Annotated in this window: 24 protein-coding genes, 1 rRNA gene and 2 pseudogenes; 18 read left to right on the top strand and 9 right to left on the bottom strand. The window is 58.9% G+C overall.

The genetic code is table 11. From position 1 onward, the window contains the following. The first annotated feature begins 145 nt into the window (after positions 1–145). On the top strand, positions 146–406 hold the full coding sequence (locus ACZ3HH_RS27110; protein WP_465809296.1) for a hypothetical protein: 261 nt from the start codon (positions 146–148) through the stop codon (positions 404–406). 109 nt (positions 407–515) lie between these two features. Here the strand turns inward: ACZ3HH_RS27110 and pyrE are convergent, their stop codons facing one another. Continuing rightward, positions 516–1,160, bottom strand: coding sequence for an orotate phosphoribosyltransferase (gene pyrE, locus ACZ3HH_RS27105; RefSeq protein WP_007894680.1), 645 nt, complete (start codon positions 1,158–1,160; stop codon positions 516–518). Between the two features lie 82 nt (positions 1,161–1,242). On the opposite strand from pyrE, the gene ACZ3HH_RS27100 reads away from it, so the two are divergent. Continuing rightward, a complete protein-coding gene (locus ACZ3HH_RS27100; RefSeq protein WP_008030595.1) occupies positions 1,243–2,022 on the top strand; it encodes an exodeoxyribonuclease III in 780 nt (259 codons plus the stop codon). 83 nt (positions 2,023–2,105) lie between these two features. Here the strand turns inward: ACZ3HH_RS27100 and ACZ3HH_RS27095 are convergent, their stop codons facing one another. After that, positions 2,106–2,474: a DUF4870 domain-containing protein gene (locus ACZ3HH_RS27095; protein ID WP_465809293.1), complete on the bottom strand. Its 369-nt coding sequence runs from the start codon at positions 2,472–2,474 to the stop codon at positions 2,106–2,108. A gap of 29 nt (positions 2,475–2,503) precedes the next feature. Beyond that, positions 2,504–3,226, bottom strand: a complete 723-nt coding sequence (rph, locus tag ACZ3HH_RS27090; RefSeq protein WP_008007612.1) for a ribonuclease PH — start codon at positions 3,224–3,226, stop codon at positions 2,504–2,506. Positions 3,227–3,495: 269 nt separating this feature from the next. Here rph and ACZ3HH_RS27085 point away from each other — a divergent pair, with 269 nt between their 5' ends. The 6 genes from ACZ3HH_RS27085 to ACZ3HH_RS27060 all read left to right on the top strand — a co-directional run bounded on the left by ACZ3HH_RS27085 (position 3,496) and on the right by ACZ3HH_RS27060 (position 8,789). Continuing rightward, positions 3,496–4,359 (top strand): YicC/YloC family endoribonuclease, encoded by an 864-nt coding sequence (locus ACZ3HH_RS27085; protein WP_038980731.1) that lies wholly within the window; start codon positions 3,496–3,498, stop codon positions 4,357–4,359. A gap of 12 nt (positions 4,360–4,371) precedes the next feature. Next, positions 4,372–4,992 carry a guanylate kinase gene (gene gmk / locus ACZ3HH_RS27080; RefSeq protein ID WP_465809291.1) on the top strand — a complete coding sequence of 207 codons (621 nt, stop codon included), beginning with the start codon at positions 4,372–4,374 and terminating at the stop codon, positions 4,990–4,992. A 167-nt stretch (positions 4,993–5,159) separates the two neighbouring features. Next, positions 5,160–5,423 (top strand): DNA-directed RNA polymerase subunit omega, encoded by a 264-nt coding sequence (gene rpoZ / locus ACZ3HH_RS27075; protein ID WP_007894670.1) that lies wholly within the window; start codon positions 5,160–5,162, stop codon positions 5,421–5,423. A gap of 57 nt (positions 5,424–5,480) precedes the next feature. After that, a complete protein-coding gene (gene spoT, locus ACZ3HH_RS27070) occupies positions 5,481–7,586 on the top strand; it encodes a bifunctional GTP diphosphokinase/guanosine-3',5'-bis pyrophosphate 3'-pyrophosphohydrolase (protein ID WP_007934594.1) in 2,106 nt (701 codons plus the stop codon). 24 nt (positions 7,587–7,610) lie between these two features. Then, positions 7,611–7,991 carry a RidA family protein gene (locus tag ACZ3HH_RS27065; RefSeq protein WP_003229509.1) on the top strand — a complete coding sequence of 127 codons (381 nt, stop codon included), beginning with the start codon at positions 7,611–7,613 and terminating at the stop codon, positions 7,989–7,991. Between the two features lie 57 nt (positions 7,992–8,048). Beyond that, positions 8,049–8,789 carry a hypothetical protein gene (locus ACZ3HH_RS27060; protein WP_465809287.1) on the top strand — a complete coding sequence of 247 codons (741 nt, stop codon included), beginning with the start codon at positions 8,049–8,051 and terminating at the stop codon, positions 8,787–8,789. A gap of 138 nt (positions 8,790–8,927) precedes the next feature. Here ACZ3HH_RS27060 and ACZ3HH_RS27055 read toward each other — a convergent pair whose 3' ends face one another. Then, on the bottom strand, positions 8,928–9,785 hold the full coding sequence (locus ACZ3HH_RS27055) for an SDR family oxidoreductase (protein ID WP_465809285.1): 858 nt from the start codon (positions 9,783–9,785) through the stop codon (positions 8,928–8,930). Positions 9,786–9,974: 189 nt separating this feature from the next. Between ACZ3HH_RS27055 and exbB the strand changes: the two genes are divergently transcribed. The 6 genes from exbB (at position 9,975) to ACZ3HH_RS27025 (ending at position 16,888) form a co-directional block, all read left to right on the top strand. After that, positions 9,975–10,928 carry a tonB-system energizer ExbB gene (exbB, locus tag ACZ3HH_RS27050; protein WP_465809283.1) on the top strand — a complete coding sequence of 318 codons (954 nt, stop codon included), beginning with the start codon at positions 9,975–9,977 and terminating at the stop codon, positions 10,926–10,928. 6 nt (positions 10,929–10,934) lie between these two features. Then, the gene (exbD, locus tag ACZ3HH_RS27045) at positions 10,935–11,363 is read left to right on the top strand and encodes a TonB system transport protein ExbD (RefSeq protein ID WP_038980717.1); all 429 of its coding nucleotides are present in this window, start codon (positions 10,935–10,937) and stop codon (positions 11,361–11,363) included. After that, a complete protein-coding gene (locus tag ACZ3HH_RS27040; RefSeq protein WP_465809281.1) occupies positions 11,360–12,106 on the top strand; it encodes an energy transducer TonB family protein in 747 nt (248 codons plus the stop codon). The genes exbD and ACZ3HH_RS27040 overlap by 4 nt, the downstream gene beginning before the upstream one ends. 288 nt (positions 12,107–12,394) lie before the next feature. After that, positions 12,395–13,324, top strand: coding sequence for a hydrogen peroxide-inducible genes activator (locus ACZ3HH_RS27035; RefSeq protein WP_008007618.1), 930 nt, complete (start codon positions 12,395–12,397; stop codon positions 13,322–13,324). Between the two features lie 9 nt (positions 13,325–13,333). Continuing rightward, complete coding sequence (gene recG / locus ACZ3HH_RS27030) at positions 13,334–15,409, top strand: ATP-dependent DNA helicase RecG (protein ID WP_465809278.1); 2,076 nt, start codon at positions 13,334–13,336, stop codon at positions 15,407–15,409. A gap of 78 nt (positions 15,410–15,487) precedes the next feature. Beyond that, positions 15,488–16,888 carry an aminoacyl-tRNA deacylase and HDOD domain-containing protein gene (locus ACZ3HH_RS27025; protein WP_465809276.1) on the top strand — a complete coding sequence of 467 codons (1,401 nt, stop codon included), beginning with the start codon at positions 15,488–15,490 and terminating at the stop codon, positions 16,886–16,888. 96 nt (positions 16,889–16,984) lie between these two features. Here the strand turns inward: ACZ3HH_RS27025 and ACZ3HH_RS27020 are convergent, their stop codons facing one another. Continuing rightward, on the bottom strand, positions 16,985–18,331 hold the full coding sequence (locus ACZ3HH_RS27020; protein ID WP_465809274.1) for a hypothetical protein: 1,347 nt from the start codon (positions 18,329–18,331) through the stop codon (positions 16,985–16,987). Between the two features lie 150 nt (positions 18,332–18,481). Continuing rightward, positions 18,482–18,865 (bottom strand): helicase, encoded by a 384-nt coding sequence (locus tag ACZ3HH_RS27015; RefSeq protein ID WP_465809272.1) that lies wholly within the window; start codon positions 18,863–18,865, stop codon positions 18,482–18,484. A 592-nt stretch (positions 18,866–19,457) separates the two neighbouring features. Here ACZ3HH_RS27015 and ACZ3HH_RS27010 point away from each other — a divergent pair. Further along, complete coding sequence (locus tag ACZ3HH_RS27010) at positions 19,458–19,838, top strand: DUF6124 family protein (protein ID WP_223569301.1); 381 nt, start codon at positions 19,458–19,460, stop codon at positions 19,836–19,838. A 2-nt stretch (positions 19,839–19,840) separates the two neighbouring features. Here the strand turns inward: ACZ3HH_RS27010 and ACZ3HH_RS27005 are convergent. After that, positions 19,841–20,353: pseudogene (locus ACZ3HH_RS27005) on the bottom strand (type VI secretion system contractile sheath domain-containing protein); the annotation flags it as partial. A 917-nt stretch (positions 20,354–21,270) separates the two neighbouring features. Further along, positions 21,271–21,498 carry a hypothetical protein gene (locus tag ACZ3HH_RS27000; RefSeq protein ID WP_465809414.1) on the bottom strand — a complete coding sequence of 76 codons (228 nt, stop codon included), beginning with the start codon at positions 21,496–21,498 and terminating at the stop codon, positions 21,271–21,273. On the opposite strand from ACZ3HH_RS27000, the gene ACZ3HH_RS26995 reads away from it, so the two are divergent. The 3 genes and pseudogenes from ACZ3HH_RS26995 to ACZ3HH_RS26985 form a co-directional block, all read left to right on the top strand. After that, positions 21,400–21,657 carry a contractile injection system protein, VgrG/Pvc8 family gene (locus ACZ3HH_RS26995; RefSeq protein ID WP_465809412.1) on the top strand — a complete coding sequence of 86 codons (258 nt, stop codon included), beginning with the start codon at positions 21,400–21,402 and terminating at the stop codon, positions 21,655–21,657. The genes ACZ3HH_RS27000 and ACZ3HH_RS26995 overlap by 99 nt on opposite strands. Positions 21,658–22,039: 382 nt before the next feature. Next, the gene (locus ACZ3HH_RS26990; protein WP_465809270.1) at positions 22,040–22,381 is read left to right on the top strand and encodes a phage baseplate assembly protein V; all 342 of its coding nucleotides are present in this window, start codon (positions 22,040–22,042) and stop codon (positions 22,379–22,381) included. Next, a pseudogene (locus ACZ3HH_RS26985) lies at positions 22,290–22,584 on the top strand (TonB-dependent siderophore receptor); the annotation flags it as partial. The gene ACZ3HH_RS26990 and the pseudogene ACZ3HH_RS26985, both read left to right, overlap by 92 nt. Positions 22,585–22,686: 102 nt before the next feature. Here the strand turns inward: ACZ3HH_RS26985 and rrf are convergent. Further along, positions 22,687–22,761 (bottom strand): 5S ribosomal RNA (gene rrf, locus ACZ3HH_RS26980); the annotation flags it as partial.

The raw sequence follows: 22,761 nt of genomic DNA, 5'->3' as shown, positions 1-22,761 counted from the left end.
ATGTACGAAAACTCTGTAGGAGACAACGAAGTCTGCGATTTTTTTATGCGCGCAGGAAATGCCTGACCTGATTGGGCGAAACGTCCGACATCGCAAAAGAATCAATCTGCATAGGATCGTCCCTGAATCCACAGGAGATCTCTCCATGCAAAAAGACTATGTCCCATACGGCAGTGATGTTTCACCTGGCACCTATGCCTGCGTCGATTGCGGTCATGAGTATTCGAACCAAGCCAAAACCTCAATGCCGCCGTGCCCGCAACTCCGCAAAACCCCACACACCCGTCATGGCTGGAAAATTCTTACCGGTCAGGGCGATGCCGCTGTTGATCCGTACCCAGAGAAAGCCAGTAAACCCGTGGGGATCAAAAAGGCCGAGACACTCAGCAGCACCAGCAAAGAATAATCCTGGGAGACCGAACCACGCATCAACAAAAGACCCCGCTCAGATTGCTTAGCGGGGTCTTTTGTTGTCTGCGATCCCTTGCAGGAGCGAGTTCCTCCAGGGGATGGCGTCAGACGCCGAATTGGGCGCGGTAGGCTTCGACCGCCGGCAGGTGTTGCTTGAGCTGCGGATCATCCGCCAGGAACTCCAGCACCTGGTTCAGCGAAACAATGCTGATCACCGGGATACCAAAGTCACGCTCCACTTCCTGGATGGCCGACAATTCACCGTTGCCACGCTCCTGACGGTTCAGGGCGATCAACACGCCCGCGGCTTTGGCGCCGTCCTGGGAAGCGATGATCTGCATCACTTCACGGATGGCGGTGCCTGCGGTGATTACGTCGTCGATGATCAGCACGTCGCCAGTCAATGGCGCGCCAACCAGACTGCCGCCTTCGCCATGGGCCTTGGCTTCCTTGCGGTTGAAGCACCATGGCAAATCACGGCCATGATGTTCGGCCAGCGCCACGGCGGTAGTCGCCGCCAACGGGATGCCTTTGTAGGCCGGGCCGAACAGCACGTCGAACGAAATACCGCTCTCGACGATGGCTGCCGCATAGAAACGACCCAGCTGCGCCAGGGCAGAACCCGAGTTGAACAGGCCGGCATTGAAGAAGTAAGGACTGGTGCGTCCGGACTTCAGGGTGAACTCACCGAAGCGCAAAACGCCACGATCAATGGCAAAACGAATGAAGTCGCGCTGATACGCTTGCATGAAAAAAACCCCAAATACCACGGATTTAGCTAATTAGGTAGACGCCGTGTATCATACCCGCACGCGATTTTTGGGGCCACTTATGCGGATCATCAGTGTGAACGTCAATGGTATTCAGGCTGCAGTCGAGCGTGGTTTGCTCAGTTGGCTGCAAGCACAGAATGCCGACGTCATCTGCCTGCAGGACACCCGCGCCTCCGCCTTTGAACTGGACGATCCAGCCTTCCAACTGGATGGCTACTTCCTTTATGCCTGCGAAGCCGAAGTTCCCGCCCAAGGTGGCGTGGCTTTGTACTCGCGGTTGCAACCGAAGGCAGTCATCAGCGGTCTCGGCTTCGAGACGGCCGACCGCTACGGGCGTTACCTGCAAGCCGATTTCGACAAGGTCAGCATCGCGACCTTGCTGCTCCCTTCGGGGCAGAACGGCGATGAAGACTTGAACCAGAAGTTCAAGCTAATGGACGACTTCGCCCGTTATCTGGATAAACAGCGACGCAAACGTCGCGAGTACATTTATTGTGGCTCGCTGTACGTGGCGCAACAGAAGCTGGATATCAAGAACTGGCGCGACAGCCAGCAATCTCCGGGCTTCCTGGCGCCTGAGCGTGCCTGGATGGACGAGATTGTCGGCAACATGGGTTATGTCGATGCCCTGCGTGAAGTCAGCCGTGAAGGCGACCAGTACAGCTGGTGGCCGGACAACGAACAGGCCGAGATGCTCAACCTGGGCTGGCGCTTTGACTACCAGATACTGACGCCGGGCCTGCGGCGTTTTGTACGCAGCGCACGCCTGCCGCGTCAGCCACGGTTCTCGCAGCATGCACCGTTGATCGTGGACTACGACTGGACGCTGACTATCTAAGCGTCTTTTCGCAGATGCAAAAAAGCCGACTTCGCTGTCGGCTTTTTTGTGGGTGATGATTTTCTAATGTGGGAGCGGCGTACTTATGTCACCAACCGCCAGGTGAAGGGATAGCGATAGGGCACCCCCTCATTGGCCTTGAGCCCGGCAATGATGCACAGCACCATCGCTCCGATCAGCACCAATGGCAGCAGCGCAAAGCCAATCAACACCAGCATCAGCAGATAACAGATGCCCGAGACCAGGGCCACGGTGATCTGAAAGTTCAGCGCCTCTTTGCCCTGGGCGTCAATGAACGGATCGGTTTCACGCTTCCACTGCCAGAGTATCAGCGGCCCAATCAGGTGACCGAACGGCAACCAGACACCGAGAAACGCCGAGAGGTGACAAAACATCGCCCACTGACGAGCCTCGGGGCTCGGGGTGGGAAGCAGCTGCTGTTCATCATTCATGGCGCTCTCCTTGCCGGACGTCGAAATAATCAGTCGGCCAGTGCAGCCTTCTGCAGTTCGAAAATCTCGATCATGCCTTTCTTCGCCAGTGCCAGCATCGCGTTCAGCTCTTCCGGCTGGAACGGCGCGCCTTCGGCAGTGCCCTGAACTTCGATGAAACCGCCAGTGCTGGTCATCACCACGTTGAGGTCAGTCTCGGCAGCCGAATCTTCCAGGTAGTCGAGGTCAAGCACAGGCTCGCCCTGGTACATGCCCACCGAAACGGCAGCGATCATTTGCTTGAGCGGGTCGCCACCTTTCAGGCCGCCGCGCTTCTTGATCACTTTCAAGGCGTCGATCAGTGCAACCATCGCACCGGTGATGGACGCGGTGCGGGTGCCGCCGTCAGCCTGGATCACGTCGCAGTCGACGTACAGGGTGACGTCGCCCAGCTTGGTCATATCCAGCGCAGCGCGCAGGGAACGGCCGATCAAACGCTGGATTTCCAGAGTACGGCCGCCTTGCTTGCCGCGGCTCGCTTCACGCTGGTTACGCTCACCAGTGGCGCGTGGCAGCATGCCGTATTCGGCGGTCAACCAACCCTGGCCCTGACCTTTGAGGAAACGCGGCACACCGTTCTCGACGCTGACGGTGCAGATGACTTTGGTATCACCGAACTCGACCAGTACAGAACCCTCGGCGTGTTTGGTGTAGTTGCGGGTAATGCGGATCGAGCGGAGCTGATCGGCAGCGCGACCACTTGGACGTTTCATAGGGATTACCTGTACGGAGGACGGAAAACTGCCGAGCATTATAGAGCCGTGGACCGCCCGTGGGCACTTCTAAAAAAATCGCCCGACGATTGAAGCCCCTGAATAGAGCTTAGCCGACGGCCTGCAGCTCTTTGTCACAGCGTGTGTTTGGGCGCATCCGCCCCACTGCGCTACAATCCTGCGCCTTTGCTGCCTGTCGGCTTTAATTCACAGATAGCGGGTCCGTGAAACCATGGGTTACGCGCTGACCTGCATTGCGAGGTACCTCCATGGTGCACAGCATGACCGCCTTCGCCCGCGTAGAGAAAGCCGGCGTCCAGGGCACCCTGAGCTGGGAATTGCGCTCGGTCAACAGCCGCTACCTGGAACCCCACCTGCGCCTGCCGGAATCTTTCCGCGACCTCGAAGGCGCGGTCCGCGAAGCCCTGCGCCAGGAACTGTCCCGGGGCAAGCTCGAATGCACCCTGCGCTTTACCGAAGAAAGCACCGGCAAACCGCTGCAAGTGGACCGCGAGCGCGCCGCGCAACTGGTCGCTGCCGCCGAGACGGTCGCCAGCCTGATCAAGAACCCGGCTGCACTGAACCCGCTGGAAGTCCTGGCCTGGCCCGGCGTGCTGGTGGCCGATGCCGCCGACCCGCAAGCGCTGAATGCCGAAGCCCTGGCGCTGTTCCATCAGGGGCTGAAAGAACTCAAGGCCGGTCGCGAGCGCGAAGGCACTGAGCTGGCGCGATTGATCAACGAGCGCCTGACCTCTATTGAAGGGGATGTGGTGATCCTGCGTGAGCTGGTCCCGCAGATGCTCGCCACCCAACGCCAGAAAGTCCTCGACCGCTTCACTGACATGAAGGCCGACCTCGACCCGCAGCGACTGGAACAGGAAATGGTCATGCTCGCGCAAAAGAGCGACGTCGCCGAAGAACTGGATCGCCTGAGCACTCACATCATCGAAGTTCGCCGGGTGCTCAAATCCGGCGGCGCTGCCGGTCGGCGCCTGGACTTCCTGATGCAGGAACTCAACCGCGAAGCCAACACACTGGGCTCCAAAGCCTTCGACCCGCGCAGCACGACAGCGGCGGTCAACCTCAAAGTGTTGATCGAGCAGATGCGCGAACAAGTGCAGAATATTGAGTAAGGCAAACCCGACATGACCCACAGCACCGGCACCCTGTACATCATTTCCGCCCCTTCGGGCGCGGGCAAGAGCAGCCTGGTCAAGGCCCTGACCGACGCTGATGCGGAGATCCGTGTCTCGGTCTCCCACACTACCCGCGCCATGCGCCCCGGCGAAGCGAACGGCGTGAACTATCACTTCGTCGAACGCAGCGAGTTCGTGAAGATGATCGAGCACGGGGATTTCCTCGAGCGCGCCGAGGTGTTCGGCAATCTCTATGGCACCTCGCAAAGCCACCTGCAGCAGACCCTGGATGAAGGCCACGACCTGATTCTGGAAATCGACTGGCAGGGTGCCGAGCAGGTGCGCAAGTTGATGCCCCAGGCGCGTTCGATCTTCATTCTGCCGCCGTCCCTGCAAGCCTTGCACCAGCGCCTGACCAATCGTGGCCAGGACAGCGACGAGATCATCGAAGGCCGGATGCGCGAAGCTGTCAGCGAGATGAGCCACTACGTCGACTACGACTACCTGATCATCAACGACGATTTCGCCCATGCACTGCGCGATTTGCAGGCGATTTTCCGCGCCAATCAGCTGCATCAGAAGCGTCAGCAGCAGCGTCATGGCAAATTATTGGCTGAATTGCTCGGCTAAACAGCTCTTCCCAAAACCGCTGCAAGGGCTTTACATTGGCACTTATAGCGCGTCGAAGAGCCTGGTCAAAAAATCAGCGCTTCCCTAATCGCTGGTGATTTTTTAAACTGTTGAGTCCGCTCGCCCACCCGGGCAGCGCGCATATTGCATTCGCTCCGAGGAATACCATGGCCCGCGTAACCGTTGAAGACTGCCTGAACCACGTGGAAAACCGTTTTGAACTGGTCATGCTGTCCACCAAGCGTGCCCGTCAACTGGCCACCGGCGGCAAAGAGCCCCTGGTTCAGTGGGAAAACGACAAGCCTACTGTTGTAGCGCTGCGTGAAATCGCCGAAGGCCTGATGAGCTACGAGTTCATCGCCAACGCAGAAATCGTCGAAGACGAACCGCTGTTCGCAGCGTTCGAGGACGAGTCCAACGAGGCAGTATAAGTCCATGCCTGGTCGACGTAGCACGGCGCGGGGTCACAACGAACGGCAGGAATTATCATGCCGAGCATAGACGCCCTCGCCGATCGCTTATCGACCTACCTCGGCAAGGACCAGGTCAATCTGGTCCGCCGAGCGTACTTCTACGCCGAACAAGCCCACGATGGCCAACGCCGCCGCAGCGGTGAGGCGTACGTCACGCACCCACTCGCGGTTGCGAATATTCTTGCCGACATGCATATGGACCATCAGAGCCTGATGGCGGCCATGCTGCATGACGTGATCGAAGACACCGGTATTGCCAAGGAAGCACTGCAAGCGCAGTTCGGCGAAACCGTGGCCGAACTGGTCGACGGGGTCAGCAAACTGACCCAGATGAACTTCGAGACCAAAGCCGAAGCCCAGGCCGAAAACTTCCAGAAGATGGCTATGGCCATGGCCCGCGACATTCGCGTGATCCTGGTCAAACTGGCTGACCGCCTGCACAACATGCGGACCCTGGAAGTGCTGTCCGGCGAAAAACGCCGGCGGATTGCCAAGGAAACCCTGGAAATCTATGCGCCCATCGCCAACCGGCTGGGCATGCACGCCATCCGCATAGAGTTCGAAGACCTCGGCTTCAAGGCCATGCACCCGATGCGTTCCGCGCGAATCAACCAGGCGGTCAAACGCGCCCGGGGCAACCGCAAGGAAATCGTCAACAAGATCGAAGAATCCCTCAGCCACTGCCTGGCCATCGACGGCATTCAGGGCGAAGTCAGCGGTCGTCAGAAACACCTCTACGGCATCTACAAGAAAATGCGCGGCAAGCGTCGGGCCTTCAACGAGATCATGGACGTCTATGCGTTCCGGATCATCGTCGACAAGGTCGATACCTGCTACCGCGTGCTGGGCGCTGTACATAATTTGTACAAACCGTTGCCGGGGCGCTTCAAGGATTACATCGCGATCCCCAAGGCCAACGGCTACCAGTCGTTGCACACCACGCTGTTCGGCATGCACGGTGTACCGATCGAGATCCAGATCCGCACCCGTGAAATGGAAGAGATGGCCAACAACGGCATCGCCGCCCATTGGCTGTACAAATCCAGCGGTGACGAGCAGCCCAAAGGCACTCACGCCCGCGCCCGCCAGTGGGTCAAAGGCGTGCTGGAAATGCAGCAACGGGCCGGTAATTCGCTGGAATTCATCGAAAGCGTGAAGATCGACCTGTTCCCGGACGAGGTCTATGTGTTCACGCCCAAAGGCCGGATCATGGAGCTGCCCAAAGGCTCCACGGCGGTCGACTTCGCTTACGCGGTGCATACCGATGTGGGCAACAGTTGCATCGCCTGCCGGATCAATCGTCGTCTCGCGCCGCTGTCCGAACCGCTGCAAAGCGGCTCCACGGTCGAGATCGTCAGCGCCCCGGGCGCGCGGCCGAACCCGGCTTGGCTCAACTTCGTGGTCACCGGCAAAGCGCGGACGCACATTCGTCATGCGCTGAAACTGCAACGCCGTTCCGAGTCCATCAGCCTCGGCGAACGCCTGCTGAACAAGGTACTCAACGGCTTCGACAGCTCCCTGGAAAAAGTCCCGGCCGAGCGCGTGCAGTTGATGCTCCACGAATACCGCCTCGAACTGATCGAAGACCTGCTCGAAGACATTGGCCTGGGCAATCGCATGGCTTACGTGGTTGCCCGTCGCCTGCTTGGCGAAGGCGAGCAATTGCCAAGCCCGGAAGGCCCGCTGGCGATTCGTGGCACCGAAGGCCTGGTACTCAGTTACGCCAAGTGCTGCACGCCGATCCCGGGCGACCCGATTGTCGGCCACCTGTCCGCTGGCAAAGGGATGGTGGTGCACCTGGACAACTGTCGCAACATCAGCGAAATCCGCCACAACCCGGAAAAATGCATCCAGCTCTCGTGGGCCAAGGATGTCACCGGCGAATTCAACGTCGAGCTGCGCGTCGAACTGGAACACCAGCGCGGCCTGATCGCCCTGCTGGCCAGCAGCGTCAACGCGGCCGACGGCAATATCGAAAAAATCAGCATGGACGAACGCGACGGTCGTATCAGCGTGGTCCAACTGGTGGTCAGCGTGCACGACCGCGTGCACCTGGCCCGCGTGATCAAGAAACTACGCGCCCTGACCGGGGTGATTCGCATCACCCGCATGCGCGCCTAGCCCCCCCATTACAAGGAGTCATTCATGACCAAGACTGTTATCACCAGCGACAAGGCCCCGGCCGCCATCGGTACTTATTCCCAGGCGATCAAGGCTGGCAACACCGTTTACATGTCGGGTCAGATTCCTCTGGACCCAAAAACCATGGAACTGGTCGAAGGCTTCGAAGCCCAGACCGTCCAGGTGTTCGAGAACCTCAAAGCCGTGGCTGAAGCGGCCGGTGGTTCGTTCAAGGACATCGTCAAACTGAACATCTTCCTCACCGACCTGAGCCACTTCGCCAAGGTCAACGAGATCATGGGCAAGTACTTCGACCAACCTTACCCAGCCCGCGCCGCCATCGGCGTAGCAGCCCTGCCAAAGGGTTCGCAGGTTGAAATGGATGCCATTCTGGTCATCGAGTAATGTGTCCGGCGCAGCCCACTAAAGGCTGCGCCGATCTTGCTTTGAAAGGATTCCACCATGCGCCAAGCGCTAGCTCTCTCGCTGGTCGCCCTTCTCTTGGGCGGTTGTGCCAGCGACCCTGCCGACCGTGATATCAGCGGCACCTGGATCAATCAGTCGGCAATCGATGCTGCATCCAAAGGCGGCCCCCTGCGCGAAGCGCTCCAGGCCTATGGCCCGAATCTGGAATGGGACGTCAACACCAGAGCCGGTCAGGCCCGCTACACCAATGGTTTTGAAAATGTCGAAGGCAAGCTGCTGGGCGAAGAGTCCGGCGCCTGGAGAGTCGACTTTTATGGCAGCTCCGCCAGCGAGTTGAAGCGTGATGGCAAGCAACTGAGCCAGGCCGCCAATGACAACGAGCCGGAGCAAGTCTTCGACCGTGCAGCGGTCCCGGTGCCGGAAGGCGCACCAATTGGCGCGAGTTTCGAGCGGGCACTGTACTCGGCTTATATGGGCGGCAGCTGGAAAATTCTCAGCGGCCCGGGCGAAGGCAATACCGTGCAATTCCAGGCCGATGGCCAGGTTGCCGGACTGCCCGGTGCGGATCGTTATGCCCTGTGCCTGGCGGGCGATTGCGCATCGATGAGCGGCGGCAACGACAACATCTGGCTGCAGGTAAACGGCCAGGGCAATACCTGGATCTTTGCGCGCAAGGGCAAAGAACTGGAGATCTTCCAGACGGTGAATACTGCACTGGCGGACGAGATGCCTTCGTTTACGCCGGGTGATCGCAAATGGTTGCTGGAAAAGCAGTAACCCGAATCTGAAACCAACAAATAACACTGTGGGAACGGGCTTGCCCGCGATGAGGCCATAACATTCAACATCCAGGTTGACTGTTACACCACCATCGCGGGCAAGCCCGCTCCCACAGTTGTTGTGTGTAGCCGGATTTCAGCAGCGGCCTTCGAGGATCGCGGCATAGCCTTCGCGGTAACTCGGATACTTCGGCACCCAACCCAACGCCTTCGCCCGGGCATTGCTGCAGCGCTTGCTGCCGGCACGACGCACACTCGCATCCTCGGCCCATTCGGTCACGCCCAGATACTCACGCAACCAGCCCACCACCTCCGCCAATGACGCGGGCGCATCGTCGACGCCTATATAGTCATCATCCAGCGTCACCCCACGCCAATCGGCCTCAAGCAAAAACGCCAGCAAACCCGCCGCGTCATCGACGTGAATGCGGTTGGCATACAACGGTGGATCGATCGCCACGCGATAACCGCGACGGACCTGAGTCAGCAGAAACTCTCGGCCCGGACCGTAGATCCCGGTCAAGCGCACGATGCTCGCCGGGATGCCGCTATCACGCGCCACTTGCTCGGCTTCCAGCATCACACGCCCTGAATAGCCAGCCGCCACAGTCGGCGAGTTCTCGTCGACCCACTCGCCCTCTTGCTGGCCGTAAACGCTGCTGCTGGAAACGAATAGCAGCCGATTGGGCACTTGCCCGTAGTCGCCCAGCCATTCCAGCACGTGCTGCAAACCCTGAATATAAGCGGCTCGGTATCCGGCCTCATCGTGATCGGTAGCCGCCGCGCAATACACCAGGTAATCCACCGCTCCGATTGGCCAGGTCGCCGGGCAGTCTTTATTGAACAAGTCACCGGCAACGCCAATCACCCCTTGGGGCAGGCGTGAGACGTCACGCCGCAAGCCGTGAACCTCCCACCCTGAATTCAACAATTGCGTGGCCAGACGACTGCCGACATCACCGCAACCGGCGATCAAAACAGAAGGCGCGGACATCAGAAAACTCCTATCGGAAAGCTACAGACTAGCGCCGGCAAAGGACACGCGGCTAGCAATGAAGGAAAAAAAGATACTCTATTACTTTTGTTAACAAGAATTACTTGCAATAATGCACGCCACTTTTGTTCTCGGCCTCACGAGGCCTGGAAGAACATTTACCGTCTTTTCCTCTCAGGTCCGGCCAGCATGACACGCTATCAATTTCCCGCTTCGCCAACCAAACGACCTCGCGCCTGGAGCGCGGTGGCCGCCCTGCTGCTCAGCCTGATGCTGACGCCGACCGCCGCCTTCGCCGACGCACAAGCGCCGGTCACACAGCCTGCTGCCGCTCAAACACCAGCTGCACCTGCCGTGACACCTGCCGCGACCGATCCGGTCCAGGCCGTGGACGCCGCTGACGTACCGGAAGTCCTCGAAGCCGACAACACGCTGGGCATGGCCCATGACTTGTCGCCGTGGGGCATGTACCAAAACGCCGACATCATTGTGAAGATCGTGATGATCGGCCTGGCCATCGCCTCGATCATCACCTGGACCATCTGGATCGCCAAGGGCTTCGAGCTGATGGGCGCCAAGCGTCGTCTGCGCACTGAAATCGTTCACCTGAAAAAAGCCGCCACTCTTAAAGAAGCCAGCGCCACGGCGGCCAAGCAAGGCACCCTCGCCAACCTGCTGGTCCACGACGCGCTGGAAGAAATGCGCCTATCGGCCAACAGCCGCGAGAAGGAAGGCATCAAGGAACGCGTGAGCTTCCGCCTCGAGCGCCTGGTCGCTGCGTGCGGTCGCAACATGAGCAGCGGCACCGGCGTACTCGCCACCATCGGTTCCACCGCGCCGTTCGTCGGTCTGTTCGGCACCGTATGGGGCATCATGAACAGCTTCATCGGCATCGCCAAAACCCAGACCACCAACCTCGCCGTCGTAGCTCCCGGCATCGCCGAAGCCCTGCTGGCAACCGCGCTGGGTCTGGTTGCAGCGATTCCTGCGGTGGTCATCTACAACGTCTTCGCCCGCTCCATCGCCGGTTACAAGGCGCAAGTGTCCGATGCCTCGGCAGAAGTCCTGCTGCTGGTCAGCCGCGACCTCGACCACCTGCCGACCGAGCGCAGCTCGCAACCGCACATGGTGAAAGTGGGGTAATCGGCCATGGGCCTGCATTTGAAAGAAGGCGCAGACGACGATCTGGCCGAGAACCACGAAATCAACGTCACGCCGTTCATCGACGTGATGCTGGTGCTGTTGATCATCTTCATGGTAGCGGCGCCGCTGGCCACCGTGGACATCAAGGTCGACCTGCCTGCTTCCACCGCCAAACCGGCGCCGCGGCCAGAGAAACCGGTGTTCCTCAGCGTGAAAGCTGACCAGCGCCTGTTCCTCGGCGAAGACGAAGTGAAGGCCGAGACCCTCGGCGCCACACTCGACGCCAAGACGAAGGGCAAGAAAGACACGACGATCTTCTTCCAGGCCGATAAAGGCGTGGACTACGGCGACTTGATGAGCGTGATGGACGCCCTGCGCGCCGCCGGCTATCTGAAGGTCGGCCTGGTCGGACTCGAGACGGCAGCCAAGAAATGATCAACACGCGCCAAAAGCTGACGCGTTACAGCTGGAGCCTGGGCGTGGTGCTGGGCGTCCATGCGCTGGCCATTGCGCTGACGCTGAACTGGACGTCGCGCCCGCCGATCGAGCTGCCGCCGCAGGCGATGATGGTCGAGCTGGCGCCGGTTCCGGCCCCGCCGCCGCCCGCACCGCCGAAGGTGATCACACCGCCACAACCTCCGGCCCCGGCGGAGGAGCTGCCGCTGCCGAAACTCGCTGAAGCGCCGAAGGCCGAGATTGCCGTGCCGAAACCGGTCAAACCCAAGCCGAAGCCTCAACCGCCCAAGCCTGTGGAGAAAAAGCCGGAACCGCCGAAGGAAAAGCCTTCCGAGGAAAAACCGAGCGACGCGCAACCGACCCAGGCACCGACGGAGAAATCCGCTCAGCCGGCACCCGGTCCATCGCCCGCGCAGCAAGCTGCCAAGGCTAGCTGGCAAGGCACCCTGCTCGCGCACTTGGCCAAGTACAAAAAGTACCCGGCCAGTGCACAGCAGCGGGGCAAGGAAGGTTTGAACCGTCTGCGCTTCGTGGTCGATGCTGAAGGGAACGTGTTGTCGTTCGAACTGGTGGGCCGCTCCGGCAACGCCGATCTGGACCGGGCCACCCTGGAAATGATCCGCCGCGCCCAACCGCTGCCCAAGCCACCGGCCGACATGCTGAACAATGGCTCCATCGAAATCGTTGCACCGTTTGTTTATTCGCTGGAACGTCGCCGTTAAGACGCAATACAAAACCCTGTGGGAGCGGGCTTGCCCGCGATAGCGATGTAACAGTCAACAAAGATGTTGGATGTGATGACCTCATCGCGGGCAAGCCCGCTCCCACAGGGTCATGCTTACTTCAGAAAGATCCGCGATCTCGCAAAAAAGGCACCGAAAGGTGCCTTTTTGCATATCCGCAAACGCCAAACCCGCATTGCCCTGTGTCACTCAGCACACTCAGTCTGATAACGTGCGTCTATCGATTGCAGCCGGTATGCTTGGCCCGCAACTTCATGGACGCTTGCTATGACTCTCACAGAATTACGCTACATCGTTACCCTCGCCCAAGAGCAGCACTTCGGCCATGCGGCCGAGCGTTGCCACGTCAGCCAGCCGACCTTGTCGGTGGGCGTGAAAAAGCTTGAAGACGAACTCGGTGTGCTGATTTTCGAGCGCAGCAAGAGCGCCGTGCGCCTGACGCCGGTCGGCGAAGGCATTGTCGCCCAGGCACAGAAAGTCCTGGAACAGGCCCAAGGCATCCGCGAACTGGCCCAGGCCGGCAAGAACCAGCTGACCGCGCCGCTGAAAGTCGGCGCGATCTACACCGTCGGCCCGTACCTGTTCCCGCACCTGATTCCACAACTGCACCGGGTCGCCCCGCAGATGCCGTTGTACATCGAAGAAAACTTCACCCACGTGCTGCGTGACAAACTGCGCAACGGCGAGCTCGACGCGATCATCATCGCCCTGCCGTTCAATGAAGCCGATGTACTGACTTTGCAGCTCTACGACGAGCCGTTCTACGTCTTGATGCCGGCCCAGCACCCATGGACCCAAAAAGAATCCATCGACGCCGCCCTGCTCAACGACAAGAGCCTGCTGCTGCTCGGCGAAGGCCACTGCTTCCGCGATCAAGTGCTGGAAGCCTGCCCGACCCTGGCCAAAGGCAACGACGGCGCCAAACACACCACGGTGGAATCCAGTTCGCTGGAAACCATTCGCCACATGGTCGCGTCCGGCCTGGGCATTTCGATCCTGCCGCTGTCGGCGGTGGACAGCCATCACTACGCCCCCGGCGTGATCGAAGTTCGCCCATTGAGCGCGCCAGTGCCGTTCCGCACCGTGGCCATCGCCTGGCGCGCGAGCTTCCCGCGGCCGAAGGCGATTGAAATCCTCGCCGACTCCATTCGCCTGTGCTCGGTGGCCAAGCCGCCAGCGCCGGTGGTGGCCGGTTAAGTCGCTGCCATGACCGAGTTGTCGCAAGTGTCGGTGACGGCACTCAAGGGTGTCGGCGAAGCCATGGCCGAGAAACTGGCCAAGGTCGGCCTGGAGAATCTCCAGGACGTGCTATTCCACCTGCCGCTGCGTTATCAGGACCGCACCCGCGTGGTCCCGATCGGCCATTTGCGACCCGGGCAAGACGCCGTGATCGAAGGCACCGTCAGCGGCGCCGACGTGGTCATGGGCCGACGCCGCAGCCTGGTTGTCCGTCTGCAGGACGGCACCGGCGGGCTCAGCCTGCGCTTCTACCATTTCAGCAACGCCCAGAAAGAAGGCCTCAAACGCGGCACGCGCATTCGCTGTTACGGCGAAGCGCGGCCCGGTGCGTCGGGGCTGGAGATCTACCACCCGGAATACCGCGCCATCACCGGCGACGAGCCGCCGCCGGTGGATGAAACCCTGACCCCGGTCTACCCGCTCACCGAAGGCCTGACCCAACAACGCCTGCGCCAGTTGTGCATGCAAACCCTGACCCTGCTCGGCCCCAGCAGCCTGCCCGACTGGCTGCCGACCGAACTGGCCCGGGACTATCAACTGGCGCCACTGGCCGATGCAATCCGTTACCTGCATCACCCGCCCGCCGATGCCGATGTCGACGAGCTCGCCCTCGGTCATCACTGGGCGCAGCATCGGCTGGCCTTCGAAGAGCTGCTGACCCATCAACTGTCCCAGCAGCGCCTGCGCGAAAGCATGCGTGCCTTGCGCGCGCCGGCGATGCCGAAAGCCACCACGCTGCCCGCTCAGTATCTGGCCAATCTCGGCTTCACCCCGACCGGCGCCCAGCAACGGGTCGGCAATGAAATCGCTTACGACCTCAGCCAGCACGAACCGATGTTGCGGCTGATTCAGGGCGACGTGGGCGCCGGTAAAACCGTGGTCGCCGCCCTCGCCGCGCTGCAAGCGCTGGAGGCCGGTTATCAGGTCGCATTGATGGCGCCCACAGAGATTCTCGCCGAGCAGCACTTCATCACCTTCAAGCGCTGGCTCGAACCGCTGGGCATCGAAGTCGCGTGGCTGGCCGGCAAGCTCAAGGGCAAAAACCGCGTCGCCGCGCTGGAACAAATCGCCAGCGGTACGCCAATGGTGGTCGGCACCCACGCGCTGTTTCAGGAAGAGGTGCAGTTCAAGAACCTGGCGCTGGCGATCATCGACGAACAACACCGCTTCGGCGTGCAGCAGCGTCTGGCATTGCGGCAGAAAGGCGTCGGCGGGCGAATGTGTCCGCACCAGTTGATCATGACCGCCACGCCGATTCCCCGGACGCTGGCCATGAGTGCCTACGCCGACCTCGACACCTCGATCCTCGACGAACTGCCGCCCGGCCGTACGCCCGTAAACACGGTGCTGGTCACCGATACCCGGCGCGTCGAAGTGATCGAACGGGTGCGCGGCGCATGTGCCGAAGGGCGACAGGCCTATTGGGTGTGCACGCTGATCGAAGAGTCTGAAGAGCTGACCTGTCAGGCCGCCGAAACCACTTTTGAAGACCTCACCGCCGCTCTTGGCGAGTTGAAGGTCGGGCTGATCCACGGCCGTATGAAGCCCGCCGAGAAAGCCGCGGTGATGGCCGAGTTCAAGGCCGGCAACCTGCAACTGCTGGTCGCTACCACCGTGATCGAAGTCGGCGTCGACGTACCCAACGCCAGCCTGATGATCATCGAAAACCCCGAACGCCTCGGCCTCGCGCAGCTGCACCAGTTGCGTGGCCGTGTCGGCCGGGGCAGCGCCGTCAGCCATTGCGTGCTGCTTTACCATCCGCCGTTATCGCAGATCGGCCGCCAGCGGCTGGGCATCATGCGCGAAACCAACGACGGGTTTGTCATCGCCGAAAAAGACCTCGAACTGCGTGGCCCCGGCGAAATGCTCGGCACGCGCCAGACCGGTCTGCTGCAATTCAAGGTCGCGGACCTGATGCGCGACGCCGATTTATTGCCCGCCGTACGCGACGCTGCTCAGGCCTTGCTCGAGCGTTGGCCGGATCACGTCAGCCCGTTGCTCGACCGCTGGCTACGTCATGGGCAGCAATACGGCCAAGTGTAAGCACTGTCGCAGTTTCTGGACCCTGGCTTTAAACAAGCTGGTTATACTCCTGCAATTGTTTGCAAACGGATACAGACCATGCCAGAAGCTGCCCTCGCCCCCGAAACCCCGCACGCTCCGTCTGTTATTCGGCTGCTGCTCGGCAAGCTGGGCATCGCCTACGAAGAAGTCCTCGACCATCACGGCCTGAACGCCGCGCGTAAACTGCAGGCAGTTTTGCTGGACGATGCCGTCGGCGCGCTCATGGTGCTGTTCCCCCAGAACCAATTGCTCGACCTCAACCGCCTCGCCGAACTCACTGGCCGTCGGTTGACGGCTGTATCCACCGAACGCCTGGTAAAGATGCTCGGCAAACACAGCCTGAGCCTGCTCCCCGGGCTGCCGGCACTCACCAGCTCGCCGTGCCTGTATGAAGAAAGCCTGCTGCGCGAACCGACGTTGCTAATCAACTCGGGTGAACCGGGCGTGCTGCTGGAAATCACCAGCGACGATTTCAAAATCATGCTCACCAACGCCAGCGCCGCCAACTTCGGCGAAGCCCTGACGAGCATCCGCCCGAACCTCGACCGTCCCGACGATGACCGCCAGGAAATCACCCAGGCCGTACAAGTGTTCACCGCTCGGCGCATCCAGCAACGCCTGGAAGAGACCATCGAGATTCCGCCGCTGGCCGAGACCGCGCAGAAAATCATCAAACTGCGCGTCGACCCCAACGCCACCATCGACGACATCACCGGCGTGGTGGAAACCGACCCGGCCCTGGCCGCACAAGTCGTCAGCTGGGCAGCGTCGCCGTACTACGCCTCGCCGGGCAAGATTCGTTCAGTGGAAGACGCCATCGTCCGCGTGCTGGGTTTCGACCTGGTGATCAACCTGGCGCTGGGTCTGGCCCTGGGCAAAACCCTGAGCCTGCCCAAAGACCACCCGCAACACACCACGCCGTACTGGCAGCAATCGATCTACACCGCCGCCGTCATCGAAGGCCTGACCCGTGCCATGCCACGCGCCCAGCGCCCGGAAGCCGGCCTGACCTACCTCGCCGGCCTGCTGCACAACTTCGGCTACTTGCTGCTGGCTCACGTGTTCCCGCCACACTTCTCGCTGATCTGCCGCCACCTGGAGGTCAACCCGCATCTGTGCCACAGCTACGTGGAACAACACCTGCTGGGCATCAGCCGCGAACAGATCGGCTCATGGCTGATGCGCTACTGGGACATGCCAGAAGAACTGGCCACCGCCCTGCGCTTCCAACACGACCCAAGCTACGACGGCGACTACGCCGAATACCCGAACCTCGTCTGCCTGGCCGTGCGCCTGCTGCGCGGTCGTGGCATTGGCTCCGGCCCGGATGAAGACATCCCCGACGCCCTGCTCGAACGCGTCGGCCTGACCCGCGACAAAGCCAACGACGTCGTCAGCAAAGTCCTCGAAGCCGAAGTCCTGCTGCGCGAACTGGCTTCGCAATTCAGCCAAGCCTAAAAGCATCGCGGGCAAGCCTCGCTCCCACAGGATCACCAAAACCCTGTAGGAGCGAGGCTTGCCCGCGAAGAATCCAACTCGGCCAAACTGACCACCTCAAGCCAAATAGCGCACCATCCAACCACCAGCGGGACGCCAAAAAGCACCGCAAACAACGATCCGACCATCCGTCATTAATGCCATGTCCCGCGCAGACTCCAATACCCCCTCTTCGTCGAAAACGGTAAAGCCCTTACCATTAAACATCGGGTCCAGAGAACCATCAGAAAGGTAGCGTGCCGTCACAGCTGAAAGCCCTTCAGCGACAGAACCTCTGCCAGTACTACCAACGACGATGACCGAACCATCCGCCTGCGATGCACAACGCCGCCAACTCAGCCCCTGAGGCACCAACTCGGAAAACAGTGGCTTCCCACCATTGAATACGAGATTGAAAGATCCACCGGAGTTTAGAACGGCGATCAACCCGCTGGAGACGCCATCGCGGATGGAATTGCCTACCGCAACAATCCTGCCGTCGGCTTCTCTTACCGATATAGCACTCAGACCAATTCCGCTAGAGCTGGGAATGGTCACAGCACGACCGCCATTAAATCCGGAGTCGACACGTCCCGTTGCGTCGAAACGCATCACGTACGCGCCACTGGAAAACGGGCTTTCCCCGGCATACCGGCCACAGACCAACACTTTGCCGTCCACCTGAACCGCGACACCATTGCTAACATTCCAGTCATATGAAATGCCTTCAAGCTCGACAATCGCAAAGCCGGATTCATTAAACGTCTTGTCGGTCGAACCATCCGAGTTAAGGCGAAGCACAATCCCTTTCTGCTGACTGGAACCATCTGTTACGTTGCTCACCAGAACAATTTTTCCATCCTGCTGCTGAACCGCCGAAGTTCCCGTAATGCCCGCAGTTCGTGGAGACCCTTCGGAAAACGCTTTGTCATCCAGATCAGCAGCCCCCACCGCCACCCCTGCATCCTGGGGCCCGCCTATATCGTCATAAGGAAGAAAACGCACACCTTGCTCACCGAACGACTCATCCAGCTGTCCATCCTTGCGCTGCCGCACGAGAACCAGACCACTGTCACTCAAGTCGTTTAACAGGTACTGACCAAGAATCAGCCATCCACCATCGCTTAGCGCGCTGAGTCCGAATATAGGATTCATGCTGGCATTTTCTAAAGAAACCTCAACGAAGCCGGTTTCTTTTCCACCAAACTCAGTGTCGAGCGTTCCATCCTCATTCAGTCGCATGATCGCGGTAGGGTAGCCTTCCTCCCTTGAAGGAATGGCAACAACCAGCTTTTTTTCGGGTAACGCGAGAACTGCTGCCATCTCATATCCAGAAATCCCGGGAAGCGGCAATCTCAGTACGCCGTCCTCGGCAAAAGTTGGATCGAGAGTGCCTGCCTGCGTAGCGCGCGGTGCTTGAGTCATGATCTTGCTCCATCAAGGTGTATGAAAGCCCTTTGCCGCAGGGACTCATGCCATAGTGGAACACCCAGACACACGGTCTAGCACCTGTTACAAATAACAGTTCTAGTGTCCGTAAGAGACAAATCGCTGGCATTACACGCCAATATCACATCAAGCCTTAGGCTTGGCCTTTCGCGGCTTCAAATACTTGGTCAACCCCTGAAACCAGATCACCAACGCCGGGTTGCCCTTGATCTGAATCGACTTGTCCTGAATCCCCGTCATAAACGCCAACTGCTTGTTCTTCGCCTGCATCGTGGCAAAGCCATACGCTGCATCCTTAAATGCAATCGCAAACGCTGGCTCCGCATACACCCCAAACTTACTGGTAATGCGCTGGTCCTTCACAAAGAAATGCCGCGCCACCTTCCCGTCCAGGGTCTGTAGCTGGAACACCAATTCCTTGTCACCCAACTGCTGCTGAAACGCAGGATTAGTCCGACTGGCCTTACCCATCAACAAACCCAGCATCCACAGAAGAAAACGAAATTTCATGCGCACAGCCTCAAAAGAAAAATGAACGGCCGGCGCAGTGTAGCGGCTTCAAGCCAGAACGCCACTGTCGGGTTGCGTTAGAAGAAGATGAACCACTTTTCCCGCATGATGACTGCCAAGTCACGCTTTCCCGCCTCAACCTTGATCGCTCCCATGCTCCCGCGTGGGAATGCATCCCGTGACGCTCCGCGTCATACCCAACACCCGCCCTACACCTGAAGAAACATATTTCTGTATGAGCTGCCGAAGGCTGCGATCTTTTGATCTTGATGCCCTCAAACCTCTGGGAAATTTCCTTCAAAACGCCGGGCTGTCCATGAACTAGGCGCCCTTAGCCTTCATCGATAACCTGTATCCGTCACCGCAAAATCGGTGACTCGGACGTGCAAGTCCGATTCAGGTGCACAATCGTTGATGGCAATTCATCGAGCGTTTTCCTATGCTCGCGGATCGTTATGGCGGCTGTGCGTCGGAGACCTTCGGGTCTGCCGGGCACCTGGACCGGTCTTGCACACCAACGCACAGCTGCCACCTCTTTCGAAGTGCAAAGCGAAACGGTGTCAGCCTCTTAATTCCCAGGAAGCTAACATCTATGATCAAGCCAACACCGAATCCCCCCGAAAACCCAGCCACATCCCCCTACGAATCCTTCGATTCGAAAAAACTCCACGAAGCCGCCGAACGCGCCCTCGACCACCATTTCGCCCCACCACCCAACGAAAAACCCAAACGCAAAGGCAAGCTCTTCACCGTCTCCCCCGACATCGATACCGAAGCCCTCTTGGCCAACGCCTCAGAAGACCTGAAGTCCATCAGTGCCATCGCCGCCGACCTGGCTGATGACATAGACGGCACCCGCCGCTCAGTCGCCCTGGCGCTCAGCAGAATGGCGGATGGGGTTCAGTTGTTGGTAGAGCGAGCGCTGGATCATATTGATTCGCCGAATCCGGCGGAGTATCGGGCTAAGGGATAGCGGAACAGGTAGTGCTCGTGGCTGTTGGCGACGGTTTCTTTGTACACGAACGATTTGACCGGGTTTTCTTCCGGGTCGTACGGGTTACGCAGCAGGAAACGCGGAACGGTCAGGCCTACGTAACGGGAGTCTTCCGACTGGCGGAAGCTCTGCCATTTGGCAAATTGCGGGCCTTCGAAGTGATCTTTCAGATCTTTCAGGTCCGGCAGGCCGGTGAAGCTTTCCAGACCGAAAAATTTCGGGCCGGCAGCCGCGATGAATGGAGCGTGCGACATGCAGGCAACGCTGGATACGTACTGCATCAGTTTCACGTCCGGCGAGCTTGGGGACATGAAGTAGTTGGCGATGATCGCGCCCACAGGCTGACCGCCGAACTGACCGTATTCAGCGGTGTAGATGTGCTTGTACAGGCCAGCCTGCATCACTTCCGGCGAATCTTCGAAATCGTCCAGCAGGTCTTCTTTGGAGACGTTGAGGATTTCGATCTTGATGTTTTCGCGGAAATTGGTGCGGTCCTCGCCCGCGAAATTCTCTTCTGAAACGGAGGCTTTTGCGAGTTCAAGGTAATGAGCGGAAAGTTTGCTTGAGTAGGACATCCATGGCCTTTAATTAGGATTACGGTCATACAGCCATTGAAGTTGCAATGGTGACAGTATCAAAGAGCTGCGATGAGTCTCATCCAATTGAATTCACGCTCTTTCAAGGCGCGCACCCCAATCACAACGATGGCCATTTGCAAGCATCCGATTAAACAATAAAACTGCGTCTTTTTGTTGCTGTCGGAGATCTACCCTATATGGCACAGGGGATCCCCTGACTTTGGTTTTTACTTCCCCTCACTCGACGCATCACCCATGCAACAACGAGCCAGAGCGGTTCATTAACCTCGCCAATAATCACAGAATATTCACGCGCTGAAACGGAACTCAGCATGACAAAAATAAACAATAAAAAATGTAGGAGTTTTCCGAAAGTTACAGTCATTCATGGATATAGCGATAACTGACAACAAGCAATATAAGGCGCCACCAACCTTGTATTTACCCATCCACCTCCAAATACCTACTCAGTTCGCCTCAAACTTCTTACAAAAGTATCGAAAGCCATTCGCGCATTACTGACGCAACATTCTGAAATGGGAAAAACTCTGACGTATTTTCTGGACGCGTCCTACATTTCATTCTTTTACCCTCTTGTTAGCGTGCTGGGCATTTTGCGTTTGCTCACGCCGGGCGTGGCTTTGGCACCGCGACTTGTCTCCTCTTTCGGCTTAAGGACGAGCCACGGAAAAGCAAAAGGATAAGCGTAAGTCGCCCCGGTCAATGCTGCTCACTTCACGTTGTTGATTCCAACGGTTCGCAACAATTTCAAAGTGCGGCCTTTGAAGGCACTGAAACCATCAGCACCTTGTATCCGATCCAAATCGAGCTGGTTAGCGAATACCCCTGATTTCGATCTGGAAAGCTTGCTCAGCCAGCCAGCGTTTCTCCAGTTCGGCCTCATGGGTGAAGGCATTCATGGCCGTATCGAAGATGTGCTCATAGGTGAAGCTGATAGACGCCTGACCTGTCAATATGGGGAAAATAACTTCGAGTTCGTCCAGCGGACATGTGCCGGGGATGGCATCGGGTGGCACCACAAGCATTCCCGGGAAGGCCATGTGCCGGTGTTCGCCGACGATCAGACCGTCTTCCCCTGCTGGGCGAAACCCCTTATCAGCAAGACTCTGGCCTGGTGGCGGAACATTAGATCGTCAGCCAGTTCTCCCTGCGTTTCAGCACCCGCCCCAACACGACCACCCGCCGACACTACGACCTGAAACGCCCGAGTCTGTTGCTGGAAAGTCGCTTCACAGCCGAGTTCACTCCTGAGTTTGAAGACTATCGCTACCCGCTGTTTTTCGAGAAAAACGCGGTAAATAGCTCGCCCGGCAGACGCTGGAACGGCACCGTACCGATTACCAATTGGCCGAAGCGAACGCGACCAGTCGACCCTGTACAGCAGTCATTTTTTCAGCCTGACGCACACCCACGCGAAACGTACAACGCTCTATGGCCGCTGTTCAGTGTCACTCACGCTGGAAAACAACCCCAGGTACTTGAAGAGTCAGTCACCAGCGCTGCCGAACCTGAGGACGATTTGCCCAGGGCTACGCAACCGCTTCAGCGCGATTCCCTGGGGACGTGTTTTATCGGCTACCGATGCCTCCCCGAAAACCTGTGCTGGTCTGCCAGACCGCGCGTGTCACCGGCCGGCCCCGCGAAGAGATTTATTGCGATGAATATGGCCGCGTCAAAGTCGAATTTATTGGGACCGTGCTGAGCGGCAATAGCGAACACAGCAGTTGTTGGCTGCGGGTGTCCTCCAGCTGGGCGGGGGGAAATTTCGGCGCGGTGATCATTCCACGCATCGACATGGAAGTCCTGCTCACACTATCTGGACGGCAATCCCGACCATATGCTGCAAGCCGAGTTTTTCACCGACGCAACCAAATACACCGAGCTGATGGACGCGGACTACCAGCGACGCAAAACGGTGGTTGACTGGACCAGTGGCGGTCTTGCGCCGATCAATGCGTTCAATCTGGAGTATGGCAATTCGGCCATCGACTTCTACAACCCGACCAGCTGCCTGCGTCGTCTGGAACAGACCGGCATCTACCTGTAAGACCTTCATCGAGACGGATAAGTGGCGTGTCTCTTTGGGTCTGCGTCAGGACTGGGTTGAAACCACCTATGAAGATCAAAGCACGCAAGACCTGGATCTGACCCGTTCCGGATTGAAGTTTCTATAGCCCAGAAAGACAAAACCCCTGTCTGCATAAGCAGACAGGGGTTTCGGAATTCAATCTTGACGATGACCTACTCTCACATGGGGAAACCCCACACTACCATCGGCGATGCATCGTTTCACTGCTGAGTTC

The organism is Pseudomonas sp. PME37.24/025 (assembly GCF_055556615.1).
This window is presented reverse-complemented; position numbering and strand designations above follow the sequence as displayed.

Bases quoted from the DNA above. Each gene is read 5' to 3' on its own strand.
- ACZ3HH_RS27110 (WP_465809296.1), top strand. From the start codon at position 146: ATGCAAAAAGACTATGTCCCATACGGCAGTGATGTTTCACCTGGCACC.
- pyrE (WP_007894680.1), bottom strand. From the start codon at position 1,160: ATGCAAGCGTATCAGCGCGACTTCATTCGTTTTGCCATTGATCGTGGC.
- ACZ3HH_RS27100 (WP_008030595.1), top strand. From the start codon at position 1,243: ATGCGGATCATCAGTGTGAACGTCAATGGTATTCAGGCTGCAGTCGAG.
- ACZ3HH_RS27095 (WP_465809293.1), bottom strand. From the start codon at position 2,474: ATGAATGATGAACAGCAGCTGCTTCCCACCCCGAGCCCCGAGGCTCGT.
- rph (WP_008007612.1), bottom strand. From the start codon at position 3,226: ATGAAACGTCCAAGTGGTCGCGCTGCCGATCAGCTCCGCTCGATCCGC.
- ACZ3HH_RS27085 (WP_038980731.1), top strand. From the start codon at position 3,496: ATGGTGCACAGCATGACCGCCTTCGCCCGCGTAGAGAAAGCCGGCGTC.
- gmk (WP_465809291.1), top strand. From the start codon at position 4,372: ATGACCCACAGCACCGGCACCCTGTACATCATTTCCGCCCCTTCGGGC.
- rpoZ (WP_007894670.1), top strand. From the start codon at position 5,160: ATGGCCCGCGTAACCGTTGAAGACTGCCTGAACCACGTGGAAAACCGT.
- spoT (WP_007934594.1), top strand. From the start codon at position 5,481: ATGCCGAGCATAGACGCCCTCGCCGATCGCTTATCGACCTACCTCGGC.
- ACZ3HH_RS27065 (WP_003229509.1), top strand. From the start codon at position 7,611: ATGACCAAGACTGTTATCACCAGCGACAAGGCCCCGGCCGCCATCGGT.
- ACZ3HH_RS27060 (WP_465809287.1), top strand. From the start codon at position 8,049: ATGCGCCAAGCGCTAGCTCTCTCGCTGGTCGCCCTTCTCTTGGGCGGT.
- ACZ3HH_RS27055 (WP_465809285.1), bottom strand. From the start codon at position 9,785: ATGTCCGCGCCTTCTGTTTTGATCGCCGGTTGCGGTGATGTCGGCAGT.
- exbB (WP_465809283.1), top strand. From the start codon at position 9,975: ATGACACGCTATCAATTTCCCGCTTCGCCAACCAAACGACCTCGCGCC.
- exbD (WP_038980717.1), top strand. From the start codon at position 10,935: ATGGGCCTGCATTTGAAAGAAGGCGCAGACGACGATCTGGCCGAGAAC.
- ACZ3HH_RS27040 (WP_465809281.1), top strand. From the start codon at position 11,360: ATGATCAACACGCGCCAAAAGCTGACGCGTTACAGCTGGAGCCTGGGC.
- ACZ3HH_RS27035 (WP_008007618.1), top strand. From the start codon at position 12,395: ATGACTCTCACAGAATTACGCTACATCGTTACCCTCGCCCAAGAGCAG.
- recG (WP_465809278.1), top strand. From the start codon at position 13,334: ATGACCGAGTTGTCGCAAGTGTCGGTGACGGCACTCAAGGGTGTCGGC.
- ACZ3HH_RS27025 (WP_465809276.1), top strand. From the start codon at position 15,488: ATGCCAGAAGCTGCCCTCGCCCCCGAAACCCCGCACGCTCCGTCTGTT.
- ACZ3HH_RS27020 (WP_465809274.1), bottom strand. From the start codon at position 18,331: ATGACTCAAGCACCGCGCGCTACGCAGGCAGGCACTCTCGATCCAACT.
- ACZ3HH_RS27015 (WP_465809272.1), bottom strand. From the start codon at position 18,865: ATGAAATTTCGTTTTCTTCTGTGGATGCTGGGTTTGTTGATGGGTAAG.
- ACZ3HH_RS27010 (WP_223569301.1), top strand. From the start codon at position 19,458: ATGATCAAGCCAACACCGAATCCCCCCGAAAACCCAGCCACATCCCCC.
- ACZ3HH_RS27000 (WP_465809414.1), bottom strand. From the start codon at position 21,498: ATGGCCTTCCCGGGAATGCTTGTGGTGCCACCCGATGCCATCCCCGGC.
- ACZ3HH_RS26990 (WP_465809270.1), top strand. From the start codon at position 22,040: ATGCCTCCCCGAAAACCTGTGCTGGTCTGCCAGACCGCGCGTGTCACC.